Consider the following 17,777-nt stretch of genomic DNA (forward strand, 5'->3'; position numbering starts at 1 on the left):
ATAGTTACATTTTATTCTTGTTTAAAACCGTAACCGTTGGTAAATCCGCCTGTGGATACAATATTGGGAGTAAATGGCCACAAATAGATTGGTGCTTTTACATAGTCATAATCGTAGAAAAGATATGTATAATACTCATCATAGTAATTAACCAGATCTGCTCCCCAGTTTGCTTTTGTATAATGATCGGCTTCCAATGCTTTCGCTTCAGGACCATTTGGATCTATATATTCAAACAGTCCTTTAATTGCCAGATTGGTTTTAGGGGTAGTTGTACCATAATCACAACCATATTTTGCCCAATCGTTATTTTGTCCACGCCATCCCGGATACAATACAGGATCATCTTCTTTACCTTCAGGACATTGTGTAGTCAAACGATGTCCATATTCGGTTTTAGCATCAACCAGCTTTGTCCACACGTAGCTAGAAATCGTATTACCATTACTGAATGTATAATATCCATTAGCTTTCAAACCATCTAACATTGCCTTAGTCAATTCTTTCACTCGCTTAATCGCTTCCGGGAGTTTACCGGTACGAATCAAAGCCCAACGACGATCACCTTCTCCTGCAAATTCAAATCCACGCTCTTCAATAACAGCATCCAATACGCTACCGCAAGAAGCGATAAACGCATCTGTATTTGCTTTTCCAGCTGAGAATGAGCGCTCGCGAATCAGTTTCAGATAGGTTTTAGCATTAGCCTCGTCATTTGTAGCAGCACAAGCCTCTGCATAGCCCAAATAAATTTCTGCCATACGCATGTATGGACCATTAATACCCGAAAGGCGTTGTTTAATTACATACGGAGAAGCCATACGGTTCTCATCCCACTTATTCAATGTCATGCCACCACCATTAGCTGTAGATGCCGGAACGAAAGGAATTAACTTTTCCGTACCATTACCAGCACTACCGGTTACAGCTATACTTACATCACGACGTTTATCGTTCGGATCGAACAAACCATAATAAAATGCCGGATTAATACGTCCCTGACCATAAGACTTACAAGGATAGGCACTTGATCCACCACCACTGGATACACGTCCGAAAGAATACGGACGAGCATTATTTCCTGTACCTTGCGTCATGGCGTATTCATAAATAGACTCGTCTGCAAATTCCAAATCATTCATTTGCTGGAAGAAATATTGGTAAGGGTTTTCATATACCTCTCCATTTGCACCCTTACGTGAATCTGTTAAATGGAACTTTGCAGTACCCGGATTGTCAATACATGCCTTAAAATAAGTTTTTGCTAACTCATAACAATCTTTCCAATCGGAGCGGCGACCATAGAAACAATTATTATTTTCGGTACCTAATTTTTCAAAACTCAACACATTACCTTTTCCGTCTTTATAGAAATCTGCACCTAAGTCAGTACGACGTGTTTGATACCCTCCTGCTTCCAAAGCCATGCGTCCGATCAAACCTTGTACATAAGTACGAGAGAAGAAGTTCTTCGGCACAGAAACTGTAGTGCCTACCTGATACATCAAAGGTTCAACAACTTTCAGATCTTCAAGACAAAAATCATAGATAGAATCACGAGAGGTTAAACCAGATGCAGCCACCCCACTCAGAACCTGAAACGGAACATCACCATAGTTTCTGATCAGTTCACGGTATGCCGTGGCGCGCAATGCAACTGCTTCCCCGTATAACTGGCTCAAGTCCGAAGGTTGGCCGGCATTCATAAATTCTTCAAAATTAGCTGCCCCTTTCATGGCATTAATAATAGAATTAGCCTTACCAATCACAGCAAATAAACTGGCATAACCGGTAGATTCTTTAAGATAACTCAATAAGTTATAAGAGCTAACGAAGGTTCCGTTTTGATATAAACTCTCTGGATAATGACGCCCGGTTTGGTTAGAGAAGGCTTCCGGGTGTCTTTCAATATCAGATCCTGTTACATCTACGGCATAGTACAGACCATCGCCAAACACATGGTTCTGACCACAATCTCTCCATGTTTCATACGCGCCATCCATTGCAGCACGTGCTGTTACAATATTGGAGAATACAAAATCTGCATCAACTACTGATGGGGAGCCTGTTTCTAAGAAATCTTCACAAGAGGTAGCTAAAAATAGACCAGCTACACACAGCGTTGAATATATAATTTTCTTCATATCTATTAATTTCATGTTTAGAATGTCACATTAAGACCAAATGTATATGTTCTCGCTTTAGGATAAGAATTATAATCATAGTTAGGGGTTGGGAAACCATCCACACCATCTATGCTAGTATTTACATCAGGATCAAGACCAGAATATCCTGAGATACAAAACAAGTTACTTCCAGTAAAGTAGAACCGGCAGTTCTCTACTCCTACTTTCTTTGTCCAATTCTTAGGTAATGTATAACCAACAGTCAGGTTTTGTAAACGAAGATAAGAAGCATCTTCTATAAATTCTGATGTGGCAATGCCATATTCAGAGAAGAATGTCGGATATTTAGCATTTCTATTTAACGCATTCAATTCATCCGGATTGGTAACTAAATAGATATCTCCACTTGAATTTATATCATAAAGCTTATAGGTATCATTAATGATTGCTAAACGATTTGCACCCAAACTAGTGTCCTTATCGCCCATCATGGTGTGCATAGCATTAGCATTATACACTTCGCCACCGATTTGATATACAAACCCTGCGGAGAAATCAATAGATTTCCATCTTCCGTTCAAATTGAAACCTCCGGTATGTTTAGGTAACGTTTTACCGATAATAGTAACATCGTCCTCATCAACTGTACCACTATCATCTACATCTTTAAATTTCGCAGCACCTGGAAAAGCTATCTGTCCTGCCGGAACAAGCTGCTTAGTAAGGAAATCAGGATAATTCACTATACCTTTTATATCAGCAACGCCATCTTTCAATACATATACTCCATTTGTATAATTAAAATCATCTACTGTATAGAATCCTTCAGACTTGAATCCCTGAATCAGACCCACCGATTGACCTTTACGAATGATATAATCGTAATTCGGTTTACGCATACTTGACCCCCAACCGGTGTGTGTATCGGCCAAAGCATTTTCGTTTAGCTTATCAATATTGTTTTTATTGAAGTTGTAAGTAGCATTGATATTCAAGCTAAAATCTTTTGTGCGAACAATATCTAATCCTAATGCCAATTCAAAACCTTTATTGGAGGTTTGACCCACATTCTGGAACTGGTAACTATATCCAGCCGAAGCATCTACAGGGACTTTCATCAAAATATCTTTGGTTGTATTCCAATACACATCCAAGCTACCGTGTATTCTATTACTCATGAAACCAAAGTCAACACCAATATTACGTGAAGTAGTCGTTTCCCACTTCAAGTCAGGATTTCCTAGCAAAGCACCAGGCACATAAACTGTAATAGGATTACCATCTACAGTAATATTATTTGTTTTCCAGGTTTCTTTCCACAAAGAAGCATCAATATTATCAGCTCCCGATGTACCGTAAGACAAACGCAATTTCAGGTTATCTAACCAATCTTTGGTACTTTCCATAAATGCCTCGTCAGAGATACGCCACGCAGCAGCGGCAGCAGGGAAATATCCCCATTGATGATCAGGAGCAAACTTTGAGGAACCATCGGCACGAAAAGTTGCAGTCAATAAGTAACGTCCTTTATAAGAGTAATTGGCACGTCCAAAGTAAGATACCGTACGAGTAGGAGTTCCGATTGTATTCGAGAAATAGTCTTTTCCTTTAGAATTACTTGTTGTACCTGTCATGTTAATCATACCGAAAGCATCTTTCATAGTAAATCCGTCAGGATAGCCTGCACCGAATATCTCCGATGAGTTAGATTTCGAAGCCAATATTTCGTTACCTACAAGGAAAGATAAGCTGTGATCTTCGGCCAAGTTTTGCACTTCATAATTTAATGTATTTGCCCAACGTACTCCATAACCATCTTTCTTGGTTAGCTTTGCAGTGGTATATTTAAGTTCCAAACCGCCATCCCAATCTTGTGTTTCGTTCCAGTTACGGCTCAAAGACAATTCTGTTTTGGCTGTCAGACCTTTAATTACATGCCATGTCAAGTCTCCTTTTGCACGAATTCTGCGTACAGTTGCTGTTTTCAGATAATTATCAACCGCAAGAGCAGGATTTCTAAGATCTTCCACATTACCTGATCCTTGAAAAAGATCACCGGAATCTCCGGAGCCTAATGGATTATCAATCGGACGGAATCTGTAAGCTGAAGTTGCATTATCAAATTTAGTTCCTTCAATTTCTGTCTCTGTGTAACGCAAATCTGCATTGAAACTTAAATTCTTATTTATTTTCTGATTAACCTTAACATTAGCACTCCAACGGCTATATCCTGAATTTACACGAGTACCTTCATCGTCTGTATAGTTTATAGCAGCGTAGAACTTCGTTTTGTCATTACCTCCACTAAGCGACAGGTCGTGGTTCCAGCTACCTGCTGTACGCATAATATCATCTACATAATTGTGCGATTTTACATTTTTGTAATCAGAAATACTACTTCTTTCTGCTGATGAACCTAGTCCATAATAAGAAGCGACTCCTTTACCGTAAGCTTCACCGTAAGCGGTTGCATACGCCCATGTATTATATACAAAATCATAAGCGTCCAGGACATCTAATGTTTCCGGATTTTCTTTTATTTGATAATATGCATTATACTTCACAATAGTACGGCCTTCTTTTGCACCTTTAGTTGTAACCAAAATTACGCCATTAGCGCCACGGGCACCGTAAATAGCTGTCGAAGCAGCATCTTTCAATACGTCAATACTCTCAATGTTATCGGCAGGGATATCATCAATTCCACTTACCTGAACACCATCAACAATAAAAAGCGGATCATTGGACTGTGTGATAGAGCCACCACCACGTACGCGGATAGACATACCGGCACCGGGACGACCGTCCTGAGAGGTTACTTGTACACCAGGAAGCTGTCCCTGCAATGCTTGTGCTACATTAGTAACTGGGTTAGCAGCTAGTTTTTCACCCGAAACAGAAGCAACGGCACCTGTTAAATCGCGTCTTTTCACTGTACCGTAACCAATAACTACAACCTCGTCGAGTTTGGCTGCATCTTCCTCCAGTGTTACATTAATCTTAGTTTGATTTCCAACGGTTATCGTTTGAGATAAATAACCAATAAAAGAAAATTGAAGTTTACTATTAGCAGGAGCCTGAATGCTATAATTACCGTCAAAATCGGTAATAGCTCCAATTGTTGTTCCTACAACTTGTACGTTTACTCCAATCATCGGTTCACCGGTAGTATCTTTTATATGACCGGTAATCGCCTGATTCTGAGCAAAAGCAATAAGGCTAAGCATACTCAAGAATAGAGTAGCTGCTAGCTTCTTCGCAAGCTTTTTTAGTTCCATAGAATGTGTTTTTAATAGTTTATATAATAAAAAATGGTTCTTAACCTCTGTTTTATTATATGGTCATTAAACGATCGTTTTTTGACCATAGATTTAAGATTTCACTGCATCAGCACTTTTCAGAAAATAAGCTAAAACCCGCTTAAATTCTTAACGACTGTCAACGAAAGTAGATATTACTAAAATCCTCTATGTGTATTTTTTGTTTTTTGATGTGGTAATTTTGGTATGTGTCAATTATTCGGGTTCTTTATTTCCAGAGGTAGGAGGCTATGAGTCAACAACATTTTCAGCAACAAGCATCGAATAACGACCACTTAACCAGGATAAGTCGGACGTACCGATGCTGCTCTATTAACAAACTGAGATAAGCTCATTTACATGCAGAGATAAACCCATTTACAAGCAGACGTAAATGGGTTTACAAGCAGACGTAAACGCGTTTACACACTGAGGTTAACACCTTTACATATATATGAAAAAATTAGTAAATGCAACACACTGATTATAAGAAGGTTCCCCCAAAAAAGGAGAAGCCATACGGGTGGTAAAAACTACTCCTCTGCTTCCTCAACCAGCTTCCCGTTCACCCTTACATTATCCAGTACCAGATTTTCCACATTACGCATCTGGGTGGCTTTAGGAGCACTTTTAACGTCAATATTCCGCAATGTGATGTTATACAATTTAGCCTCCGGAATACCATTAGCCATCAAAGCCACACTATCTACCCGGTTGCATACGACATCTTCTATGGTTATGTTCCGGAAAAGAGTCGGATAATTGCCGCCCCGGTATCCATGATAATCCGTACGGAAGTTGACCATTCCCCAAAGGCAAATATCGGCTGTGATGCGGCGCATGTAGAGGTTTTCGAAGAAACCACCCCTGTCCATATTCGATTTAAAGTAAATTCCATTCCGGCAGCTATCAATCTTGCAGTCTTCAATATAAATATCGCGAACGCCGCCCGACATTTCACTTCCAATCGTTATGGCCCATTGAGAGAAATGACAATTACGGATAATAACATTCTCCGTAGCCTGCCCTACGCGCCAACCGTCCTGGTCGCGACCAGACTTAATAGCGATTCCATCATCGCCTACATTGAAATGTACATTCTCAATCAGCACATTGGTCGAGGACTCCGGGTCGCATCCGTCATTGTTGTAATTCTGCCCGTCGATATACACATTGCGCACAATCACGTTATCGCAATACACGGGATGGATGATCCAGAAAGGAGAGTCGTATATCTGCACGCCGTCAACCAATACGTTCTTGCAACCAAAGAACTGGATCATGCAAGGACGAAGGTAATGCCCCTCGCCAAATACACGCTGATACACAGGCACACTGTCATTACCCATCTGACGAAGCTTCTGCATGGCCGGATTCTGTAATTGTCGCCAGCCATTAAATACAGCCGCACCATTTCCATCAATCACACCCTCGCCGGTAAGTGCTACGTCAACGCATTGGTAACTATATATAAAAGGTGAATAGTTGTAACACTCCGTGCCTTCCCACTTGGTCAATACCATAGGGAGGTAGTCGCTGGGATTAGTAGAGAATTCCAGCCTTGCGCCTTTTTCAAGATGCAGGTTCACGTGGCTTTTAAGTACAAGAGGACCATTCAGTTTGTATGTCCCGGCAGGGATCAGGACTTTTCCTCCTCCTGATAGGTTGCATGTATTGATAGCATCCAGAATGGCTTTGCGGCTATCAAAGGTAGTATCGGATTGTGCACCGTAATCAAGGATATTGAAAACGGCATCCGGAAACACCGGTTCGTTGATGTTCTTGAGTATTTCGGGAACTTTATCCCATCCGGTTAACTCAGCCATTTGCCTGGGTTGCTGAGTAGTACAGGATAAAACGCACAAGGATGTGCATAGTGCAATAAGTGTTTTTTTCATTCCAATGTTCTGTAAGTCAATCCGGTAATCTTCACTTCGCCTTCTCCGCCCATGGCAACAATGCCCGGACGTAGTGAAAGAAACTCACCCAATGTATTATGATGGTATCCTTGCATATCAAATCCCCACGGATATTTTCTCCACGTCTGGCCATCTGCGCTATACCAACCCGATATCAGGTTTTCCGTATTCCGTATCTTTACCCAAAGTGTATATTTACCATTCGCCAGCTCTATAGGAATTAATGGTTTTGCACGGTTGATTCCTCCACGGCGGAAGCGTACAAGTTCTCCCGGACGGAAACCGAATCCGTAATTCATCGAATTATTATAATAAATAATCAATCCCGCCGATACTTCCGGATTATCAAACTCCAGACACGCCTCTACCTCATAAGAATGATCACCACTACGCAATAATAAAGGTGAAGAATCTAAAGGCGTCTTCCCCCGGGTTTTCAGAACAATTGCATCCGAAGAGATAGTAGCGCGATCGTCAATACTTTCCTTGTACGACTGCCACACAAAATCCTTTATTCTCCTCTCCATCATTCGGGTTGGAGAAGGCAAAGAAATAGGCCCTTCCTTTAATTGTAACCAACCATCGGCGTCCAGCTTAACTTCACAAATCAGGGTTTGACGGCCCAGAGTCAAATAATCCTTTTCATAAGCATGGAATGTCATATAAAGTTCGCCGTTCACCCCGTCGATGATCTGTCCGTGTCCCTGGCTCCACCAGCGTTCATTCCTCGATTCGGTACGTAACAACGGATTAGAAGGTGAGTTTTCCCACGGCCCCTCCAATGTACGCGAGCGAGCCTGAACAACCATGTGACCCGTAGGAGGACCTGCCGTACCGCCCTGTGCGGCAAGAATATAATAATAATCGCCGATCTTTTTCAGGTTCAGTCCTTCAAACGAGAAGCTTTCGATATCCCATTCCTCGGGAACCTCCCATCCTTTATATATAATAATAGGTTCGCCCGTTATGGATAAACCATCTTCCGACAACGGGTGCAAATCGCCCGCACTCAGCAACACATAGCGCCGGCCATCTTCGCCAACTACATGTTCGGGATCTATCCCGCCAACTTTCAGGTCGACCGGTTCGCTCCACGGTCCATTCGGACTGTCTGCCCAAACCACCATATTGGTTTTCTTACCATTCGCCCCCATTGCCGGGAAGTAAATATAGAAACGGTTATTGTGAACGCAAATATCCGGCGCCCAGACCGCACCAACATAATCTTTCAGGGCAGCCGAACTTGGTGTCCAGTTTACCAGGTCTGTTGATTGATAGACTACAAGTCCGGGACAATAATCAAATGAAGAATGTACCATATAATACACCCCGTTGTATAATACAACAGCAGGGTCTGGATTATCTCCCTCGAACAAGCGTATTTTCTGAACCTCAGCGTTTTCACTTCCGGTATTCTGGGCCGGCTTACATCCGGCTAACCAAAGGCATACCGACAGGAATAAAATAGAAGAAAGTGTTTTCATAGAATTGTTTTTTCGGTGATGAAAAAGCATCCGTATTATTTATACGGATACCAATTGCTACAATCTTTGAATATATTCTCGATGGTGTAGTTGCGCACCTCTTTATCTGTCAGCTGCTTACTCCAACCCACTCTGGCTTTAGGGTTAGCTCCCGGACCTTTACTACCGTACTCAGCATAACGGGCCGTTTTCTCATTCTCCGCTTTCCCCCAGTTATGCCAGCCTACGGGAACGATATGTTCGCCCATTTCGCAATTCAAAAACGTCGTAGCACCATACGGACGCCACGGACGGCCAAGATATACTTTATCTATGCCAGGGGCAGCAGTCAGCGTACAGTTTTTAAAGACATAACCAAACTCTATATTTTCCGGGGTCGAAGCTGCTGTTATATATGAATTGCGTTTACTGTGGATCACGCAGTTCTCGAAAAGGGCGGTAGAAGGGCCAAAGATAAAGTCAGTAGTTCCCTCGATATAGCAATTAGTGAAAAGCAATCGCGTTCCCTCAGAGCCGGTAAATATAGTATCCTGATTGCCCAAGAGACGACAGTTGATGAACATCAGTTTATCGCCTTCGGTATGCAATGCAACCGCTTGTCCGCGCTGGGCGGCATTATTCTCAATGGTCAGGTCTTTAAAAGTGATTTCGCTTCCTTCTACTTTTACCGTATAGGTGCGGAAAGTTCCCATTTTATTGATATTGGCATGGTCATCATAGGTGATGATAGTGCCCTCGGCACTTTCACCCACAAATTGCACATTCTTTACCCAGGAAGGGATAACCAGTTTCTCTTTATAGAGTCCATTCTTTATATATATAGTAACCGTATAGTGCATAAATGCACGAACGCTTTCGACGGCTTCTTCAATTGTACGGTATTTACCGGTTCCATCGCGTGCTACAACGATTGTATCTTGCTGTTGCTGTTCCTGCGCTTGCATATAGCCACAGCATACGATGATAAAAAACAAGAAATTGATAATACGTTTCATACTATTTAAATTGGGTTTATTTATTTCATTTCCAAACCATTCTACTTAGCCCTTTTACATCCAAAACGTTGAAGGCGTTCCCATTCCAGGCTAGCCATGATGAATGGACCAACAGCTTTGGGATCATTATCGCGAACAGGCTCGCTCAAATAATACTCATACGTACCGGAACGATAGTTCGCCCCTCCCAGCCCGGCAACTGCACAACAGTTCGAGATGGAAATCACTCCATTCTGATCTACCTTCATCAGGGTGTTCAGTATCCCGTTATATCCTTTCATGGCCACTTCCAGATAAGATTTATCTATATACTCCATACGCACAGCCTTGAAAATAGTATAGATAAACATCGTAGAACAAGTCGCTTCAAGATAATTACCCTTATCCCCACTCCGGTCGAGCACCTGATACCACAAGCCGGTCTTCTCATCCTGTATCCGTTTCACCTGCTCGACTATATTATTAAGTATAACCAACATAGAATCACGTCCGGCTTCATGTTTAGGAATAAAATCGAGTGCATCTACGAAAGCCATAGCATACCATCCCATCGCACGTCCCCAACTATGCGCCGATTGTCCGGTCACCGGGTCGCCCCAACGCTCCTTACGGGCTATATCCGTTGCATGACGATATAGTTTGGTCTTAGGATCATATGTATGTTTGGCAGCCAACAGGAATTGCTTCACAACATCCGCATAGTCTTGCGGACGGGAATTGCGATAAGCATATTCCGCATAGAAAGGTGACCCCATATACACGCCATCCAACCACATCTGGTTAGGATATATCTTTTTATGCCAGAATCCACCGTCATCATTACGAGGATGCGTATCAAGCTGGCTCCGCAACAGGTCGATCGCCTTTTTATATTTCACATTTTTGGTTTGATCGTAAATACGGAACAGATATTTCCCCGGATTCAGACGGTCAATGTTATATTCTTCGAGCTTGTAGGTTAAGATGCTGCCATCAGCCTGAACCATAGTATCGGCATAGGCCAACGCATAATCAAAAATATGTTCACCACCGTAAGTGTCGTACACATCCAGCATAGCCTGTAGTTCCAGACCGTGGCAATAGTCCCACTTCAAACGGGATTGAAAATCCAGCTGCCAGGACTCCGGGTTACGAATCATTTCCGACTCGACCATACGCACAGACCAGGGCTGTTTATCACTCACTTGTTGAGCCATCAGTGGCACCGTGCTTGCCCCTGTTCCTAAGAGAGCTCCGAAGAAGAAAAGTTTGTAAAATAACTTACACATTTTTTTACTGGTATTAGATGATATAAATATAGTATTTCTCACAGAGTAGTATCATACAAAGATAACAGTCTATTTTATCAATATTGTGCACAATTCGTTCTAATAAGTGGAATATTTATTTCTCGTGTGCGCAAACAACAAATATTCTGCTTTTTTAGAGGTTTTACGCAAAAATATCATAGGATTACCAAAATATACCGGAAAATAAACGAGAATTATAGGTGGTTTTCTCAAATATTATGTATTTTTGGAACCAAATCAAAACTAATTAATATTAAATCAATCATCATGAGTACATTTCAAAAAGCGGGTGAAAAGATGACGAACTACAGATGGACTATCTGTGCGATGCTTTTTTTTGCCACGACAATCAACTATCTTGACCGACAGGTTTTATCACTAACCTGGGATGAGTTTATCAAACCGGAATTCCACTGGGATGAATCACATTATGGAACAATCACAGCCGTATTTTCGATTTGTTATGCTGCTTGTATGTTATTTGCCGGCCGTTTTGTTGACTGGATGGGTAGCAAGAAAGGTTTCCTATGGGCTATTGGCGTATGGTCGGTAGGTGCATGTCTTCACGCACTTTGCGGAGTGATAACCGAATCTTATGTTGGATTAAGCACTGCAGCAGAATTAACAGCAGCAGTTGGAGATACAGCCGTAGTTATTGCAACAGTTAGTATGTACTGTTTCCTTGTTGCCCGTTGCGTATTAGCATTAGGTGAAGCCGGAAACTTCCCTGCCGCAATCAAGGTAACAGCCGAATATTTCCCAAAGAAAGACCGTGCTTATGCTACTTCAATCTTCAATGCCGGTGCCTCTATTGGTGCATTGATCGCTCCATTAAGTATTCCTCTTTTAGCTAAACACATGGGATGGGAAATGGCTTTCATCGTAATTGGTGCTTTAGGTTTCATCTGGATGGGATTCTGGGTATTTATGTACGACGCTCCATCTAAGAGCAAACACGTAAACAAAGCTGAACTTGAATACATCGAACAAGATAAGCTCACAGAAGGCGAAGCCGCTAAAGACGAAGATGGCGAAGAAAAGAAAATGCCTTTCTGGAAGTGTTTCTCATACAAACAAACCTGGGCCTTTGCTTTTGGTAAGTTCATGACTGATGGTGTATGGTGGTTCTTCTTATTCTGGACCCCTTCTTACCTGAATACTCAATTTGGTATTAAGACTTCCGAAGGACTAGGTATCGCATTGATCTTTACGCTTTATGCAATTACCATGTTATCTATTTATGGTGGTAAGCTACCTACTATTATTATTAATAAAACAGGTATGAATCCATACGCCGCCCGTATGAGAGCTATGTTGATCTTTGCATTCTTCCCATTGGTGGTATTGTTTGCACAACCACTTGGAAACATCTCACCATGGTTGCCTGTTATTCTGATCGGTATTGCCGGTGCTGCTCACCAATCATGGTCGGCGAATATCTTCTCAACTGTAGGCGATATGTTCCCTAAAACAGCTATTGCTTCTATCACCGGTATTGGTGGTATGGCTGGTGGTATTGGTTCTATGTTGCTACAAAAATTCGCTGGTAACTTATTTGTTCATGCAGACAAAGTTCAAATGGAATTTATGGGCTTTATTGGTAAACCAGCCGGATACTTTGTTGTATTCTGCATCTGTGCCGTTGCTTACCTGATTGGTTGGGTGGTAATGAAGTCACTTGTACCCAAATACAAACCTATCACATTAGACTAATTATTTTTTAATAATACATAAAGAGCCTTTCCTTTTTCGGGGAAGGCTTTTTTATTACCTATATTTGCAATATATCAACAAAAAGTACAGAAAATGAAAAGAACACTATCTATACTCACACTTTTAATCATTATAACCGCTGCTTTTGCTCAACAGCAAAAGGCAGAAAAGATAACGCTTCCGGATAGTAAGCTGGACAATCTATACAAAATAGATGAAGGAGTTTACCGCTCGGAGCAACCTTCTAAAAAAGACTTCAAAGCCCTCGAAACTTTCGGGATCAAAGAGGTACTAAACCTGCGGCGTTTCCATAGCGACAACGACGAAGCGGAGGATACCGATATAAAGCTTCACCGTTTGAAAACTCACGCACACTCCCTTAGCGAGAAGCAGGTTGTTGAAGCACTGAGAATCATCAAAGACAGACAAGGTCCAATACTCATCCACTGTCGTCATGGTTCAGACCGTACAGGGGGAGTCCTGGCTATGTACCGTATTGTCTTTCAAGACTATACTAAAGAAGAAGCAATCGAGGAAATGAGGAAAGGTGGTTTTGGCTTCCATAAAATATACCGGAACATCGTGCGTATGATCAGAAAGGCGGATATACCTCGTATTAGGCAGGAGGTTGAGCTTCCTCAAAACGAGAATTAATATATCATATGAAGAAACAAGTCACTAGTCCATACACCCGAATATGCAGAACAGGTTCCCATAACCCATACCGATCTGGCACTCGCCGGACATACGCATGGAGGGCAAGTTACTTTCTTTGGATTATATGCACCTATACTTCACTCTCCTCTTGAAAGGCGCTTCAGGACGGGACTTAAATATAATAGCGAAGGCATCCCTGTTATCATCACAAACGGATTAGGAACTTCGCGAAAGAATGTACGTATGTTTGCCCCTAGTGAGGTGGTGATTATTACGTTAAGAGTTAAATAAATCCAAGAAACACTATGAAAAGTAAGAGATGATAAGGTGATATCTTGCCAACATTAGAATATAGATTCCACTACAAGTATAGAAACCAGAAACCCACCCAACTTTCCTTTTGACCCAATATCAATAAAAAAAAGAAGGTGCTCACGAATGAGCACCTTCCTTATTTAGTTTAATTAGTTATACATTTCTGTATTTCCTACATCTTAGTTACCTACAAATCCGACTGTTTTCTTAAGAGTAATTGGGAAATATCCAGTCTTGATTGCATAAGGAGTAGATACAACCAACTTCACTTTTTCTGTTGTAACATCGTTGTTCAGAGATGTACCTTGGTTATCCCAAACAATGTCTGTTGTATTTTCCAGATATAGTGTAGTAGCATTTGTAAATGATGTACGTTCTATATCCCATCCCATAGCATTGATTGCAGGAACTTGGTATATTGATGGATATGTACCTTGTGCAACACCGTCTTTGTAAACTTGAATTGTTCCTAAGTATACATTCAACAGTTTAGCTAATTGTTCCTTAGAAGGTTCTTCTTCTGTAGCAAGAATAATTGGCTTCATAGTTACATTCAGCGGATTCTCGAACAATACCTTCCATGGAGTTTCAACCACACAGTTGTTTACATATTCTGATCTCAGTTTCACATCATATGTCCAAGCATCGTCAGTAAGCGGAGTGGTCAATCTGATATCTTGTGAAATGAAATCATTTACATAATCAACTGGTACATCTATTGCACCGTTAGAAGCTACCGCAGTTGGAGTTTCAATTGCTCTTGCAGTAAATTCGCTAGCAGTAGGATAACCATTTACATAAGCAAAGTAGTGTCTTTCTTTGTTCCATACAACATTTGCATGAGCAGCGATAACGTCTACAACTTTTGACTTGAAGTTATTCATAGATGGAACTTTGAATGATTCAGCCAATGTAGTTTGCATTTCGTATACACCATTGATCAATTTACCCTTAGTTGTTGCAGTACCACCAGCCTGAGCAGGACTCACATAGTTAGGCTCAAATTCTGGGTGTGCAGGAGCTACAAGATTAAACTTGTATCTGATAACAACTGATGGATAAAGAGCTGGATCAGAAGCAGTGAATGTCATCAACCATTCGTGAGGACCAAATTGTGTACGAGCATCAATTACAGCACCAAATGCATAAGTATCTACATTAGGAGCATTTGAGCTCATGTTAAGCCAACCGAAGTCACCCTTATTTGTTGTAGGATCGAATGCATTCCAAGCATGACCGTCATCAGTAGTCAACCAAGCACTAAAGCCATAGATAGCTGTAAATTGGTCGTGTGACAAACCTAATTTCTGATATACTTCCTTATTCATTGTCAACCAATCCATTGAAAGTCTTGCTCTATAAGCAGGTTGAGCAGCGTACAGATCCATATAAGGAATATCTTGTGCGTCAATAACCACTTCAGGAATAGGATTAACAATCTTATTAGTAATCTTAAACTTGATATAATGTGTAGCAATAATATCACCGCTTGGTGCAATAAGATCAGCTTGGAATATAGGAGTTCTGTCTATTGAGGCAGTTCCCATATTGATAGTAAATTTACCAGTTGTTTGATCCAATGTAACGAATGCAGCTTGATCAGTAGTATCCCAACCTGGAGTATAAGCAATAGAAGCAAACTTATAAGTATATCCTTTAAATCCAAGTTTACCCATCATTTCTCTAGATGTAGAAATACCTTGTGCTGTTGCAAACACATAGTCATGTAAGTCATAAGTACCACCATCAAAAGCGATAGCATGATTAAATACACTTGAAGGAGTAGATTTCAAAGCAGTAAGGCTTGTATAGTAATCATATACAGCATAAGGTTGTTTTGGGTTATCCTTAACCAGTTGTACTGTATCACCAATATAAGCATTCAAAGCTTCAAATCTGATTTTGATATAATCAGAAAGAATATCCATTTTATCACCATCAGCCTTGTTAGGATCTACAGGTGCAGTTGCGTTAAGATATGCGATATCTTCTTTATTACCACCAGTACTGATAGTTTCCTGACGTTTTGTAGCATCACCCTTCACTCTAAATACTAGTGCGTTGTCTTCAACTTTAGGTGCACCTACAATTGATAAAAGATCACCTTTATCACCAGTTGCTCTGGTAATAGTAGCAGTTCTGTTAACAAAGCTCCAGTCAATACCATTCAAATTAGCTGAAGTAGGATTATAACGGAAAGTCATATCTGGCTCTGAGTTATAAACAACAGTTGCAGTATTCAGTTTGTGAATGTAATAGAATCCTTGAGTTGCAACTCCATTATCAATCCATGCAGGTACAAACTGAAGGCTTGACAAACAAGCTGAATTCAAAACAATTTTATACCCATCTTCAAAACCTTCAACACCGAACAAAGCTAAAGCACCATCTGCCCAAACAGCAGTAATGCCTTCTTTTCCAATATGCACTCCGGTATCTTTGCCATCAACAAAGAGGTTTCCATTGTCACCGAGAGTAAATACGCTAGCGCTACCGCTGCTACCGTCTTTACCATCTTCACCGTCTTTACCATCTTGACCTTTGGCAGGAACACCAGTATCAACGTTATCGATAAACCAGTTTCCATTATCACCTATCTTAACAACACTACCAGCAGTACCGGCACCACCATCAGCGCCATCTTTACCGTTAGTTATTTCATAAGAGGTATCATTACCAAGTGTAATTTTTACCCCATTGCTAATTGGCGTAACAGATTTCACCCATTGCCCATTCGCAATCGTAGTGTTCAAAGCATCAATTGATTTCTTGTTAGCATCAATTAGTTCTTCCAATCTTTTGATATCATCATCGTAGTCGTCACTGCTACAGGCTACAAATGATGAACTCAAAGCGAAAGCAAATGCTCCAAGGAGCATAAAGTTAAGGAACTTTTTCTTCATAATTGTTCAAAATTTAATACAACATATAATTATTTCAAAAACATTAATTTTATATTATTACCGGGAAACAAACCGGCTACAATAGTCTAAAACCGAGATTAAAGGGATTATTATTTAGATCTTTTAGCATTAGCATTTAATATATTATTCTGACTCCTATTATAAAACACAATTTTAAACTTTCTACCCATAATATAGGCTAGCTAGTCTATGATTATACCTATGAGCATCTAGCCTCCATAAGCAATCTAAGATATTTAAACAAAATACAAACATAAAAACGTGTTAGGCATATTAAGTACTATACGTCTAGAAGCTCATTAACGAACTTTTTTTCATACTTAAGCTAGGGCAAAGGTATATCATTAATTTTAAAATAAATTCGCCAAAAAGGGCTAAAAACGCCCAATTAAGTTGTGACGTGCACGAATCAACGAATTACGTACCCGAACTGGCGTTTTTTTGTTCTAAACACCACTTTTAAGCGCAAATAGCATACAATTTTGAATAAAATATTCATATAGGATAGATGACTTTATTAACAATTCAGCATACAAACAATATGATTTTCAAACATTTACAAAGAAGGACAGTCCCCATTTCAATCTCTGAAAATCATTTCATCACCAATTCCGGGAGTTTCATACAATCAGATCGCCATTTCATGAAATCCGGATAAATTAATAGCTGGGTAAACCCGGAAAGCTTTTCAATCTTGCTGCATTCGAAGAAATTATAGAGTAGCAGTTGGGTACAGATGCGCAGACATTCATTCGTTTAGGCAAAAGCCTGATCATTAACGGAAGATACATTTATTATGTTAATGTATCCAAGCAACAAATTGTACTTTCGGACAGCAATTTTCCTAATAAATTCACTCTTTCAGCCTCAAAAGAGGCTCTGAAAGCACTAAAAGTTGGATTGGAAGAAAGCATCAAAAGCAGGAGGATTGGAAAGCATTCAGCATTGAAACTTGGCCGCGGCACCTTGCCGCATAAAAAAGGGAAGTCTCACGACTTCCCAGTTTTTCTAACCTTAAATCTAAATCTCTATGAAAAAAACGTATTGCAAAGATAA

The 17,777-nt window shown here is 40.5% G+C and carries 10 protein-coding genes and 1 pseudogene; 4 read left to right on the plus strand and 7 right to left on the minus strand.

Annotated features, from left to right (window positions below; all coding sequences use genetic code 11):
* Window positions 1-11: 11 nt before the first annotated feature.
* The 6 genes from D0T87_RS04555 to D0T87_RS04580 all read right to left on the minus strand — a co-directional run bounded on the left by D0T87_RS04555 (window position 12) and on the right by D0T87_RS04580 (window position 11,091).
* On the minus strand, window positions 12-2,159 hold the full coding sequence (locus D0T87_RS04555) for a RagB/SusD family nutrient uptake outer membrane protein (protein WP_163173214.1): 2,148 nt from the start codon (window positions 2,157-2,159) through the stop codon (window positions 12-14).
* Between the two features lie 2 nt (window positions 2,160-2,161).
* Window positions 2,162-5,404 carry a TonB-dependent receptor gene (locus D0T87_RS04560; RefSeq protein ID WP_163173216.1) on the minus strand — a complete coding sequence of 1,081 codons (3,243 nt, stop codon included), beginning with the start codon at window positions 5,402-5,404 and terminating at the stop codon, window positions 2,162-2,164.
* A 554-nt stretch (window positions 5,405-5,958) separates the two neighbouring features.
* Window positions 5,959-7,323, minus strand: coding sequence for a glycoside hydrolase family 28 protein (locus D0T87_RS04565; RefSeq protein ID WP_163173218.1), 1,365 nt, complete (start codon window positions 7,321-7,323; stop codon window positions 5,959-5,961).
* Window positions 7,320-8,828, minus strand: coding sequence for a family 43 glycosylhydrolase (locus D0T87_RS04570; RefSeq protein WP_163173220.1), 1,509 nt, complete (start codon window positions 8,826-8,828; stop codon window positions 7,320-7,322). Before D0T87_RS04570 ends, D0T87_RS04565 begins: the two co-directional genes overlap by 4 nt.
* A gap of 35 nt (window positions 8,829-8,863) precedes the next feature.
* A complete protein-coding gene (locus D0T87_RS04575) occupies window positions 8,864-9,823 on the minus strand; it encodes a pectinesterase family protein (RefSeq protein ID WP_163173222.1) in 960 nt (319 codons plus the stop codon).
* A gap of 41 nt (window positions 9,824-9,864) precedes the next feature.
* Window positions 9,865-11,091 carry a glycoside hydrolase family 105 protein gene (locus D0T87_RS04580; protein WP_163173224.1) on the minus strand — a complete coding sequence of 409 codons (1,227 nt, stop codon included), beginning with the start codon at window positions 11,089-11,091 and terminating at the stop codon, window positions 9,865-9,867.
* A gap of 288 nt (window positions 11,092-11,379) precedes the next feature.
* On the opposite strand from D0T87_RS04580, the gene D0T87_RS04585 reads away from it, so the two are divergent.
* From D0T87_RS04585 to D0T87_RS24500, 3 genes and pseudogenes are all read left to right on the plus strand, one after another.
* The gene (locus tag D0T87_RS04585; protein WP_163173226.1) at window positions 11,380-12,825 is read left to right on the plus strand and encodes an MFS transporter; all 1,446 of its coding nucleotides are present in this window, start codon (window positions 11,380-11,382) and stop codon (window positions 12,823-12,825) included.
* 93 nt (window positions 12,826-12,918) lie between these two features.
* Window positions 12,919-13,479 carry a dual specificity protein phosphatase family protein gene (locus D0T87_RS04590; protein ID WP_163173228.1) on the plus strand — a complete coding sequence of 187 codons (561 nt, stop codon included), beginning with the start codon at window positions 12,919-12,921 and terminating at the stop codon, window positions 13,477-13,479.
* 24 nt (window positions 13,480-13,503) lie between these two features.
* A pseudogene (locus D0T87_RS24500) lies at window positions 13,504-13,773 on the plus strand (metallophosphoesterase); the annotation flags it as partial.
* A gap of 203 nt (window positions 13,774-13,976) precedes the next feature.
* Here D0T87_RS24500 and D0T87_RS04595 read toward each other — a convergent pair.
* The gene (locus D0T87_RS04595; RefSeq protein ID WP_163173230.1) at window positions 13,977-16,700 is read right to left on the minus strand and encodes a hypothetical protein; all 2,724 of its coding nucleotides are present in this window, start codon (window positions 16,698-16,700) and stop codon (window positions 13,977-13,979) included.
* A gap of 747 nt (window positions 16,701-17,447) precedes the next feature.
* On the opposite strand from D0T87_RS04595, the gene D0T87_RS04600 reads away from it, so the two are divergent.
* Complete coding sequence (locus D0T87_RS04600) at window positions 17,448-17,777, plus strand: hypothetical protein (RefSeq protein ID WP_163173232.1); 330 nt, start codon at window positions 17,448-17,450, stop codon at window positions 17,775-17,777.

The sequence above is a fragment of the Bacteroides sp. 51 genome (genome assembly GCF_010500965.1).
Lineage (GTDB): Bacteria > Bacteroidota > Bacteroidia > Bacteroidales > Bacteroidaceae > Bacteroides.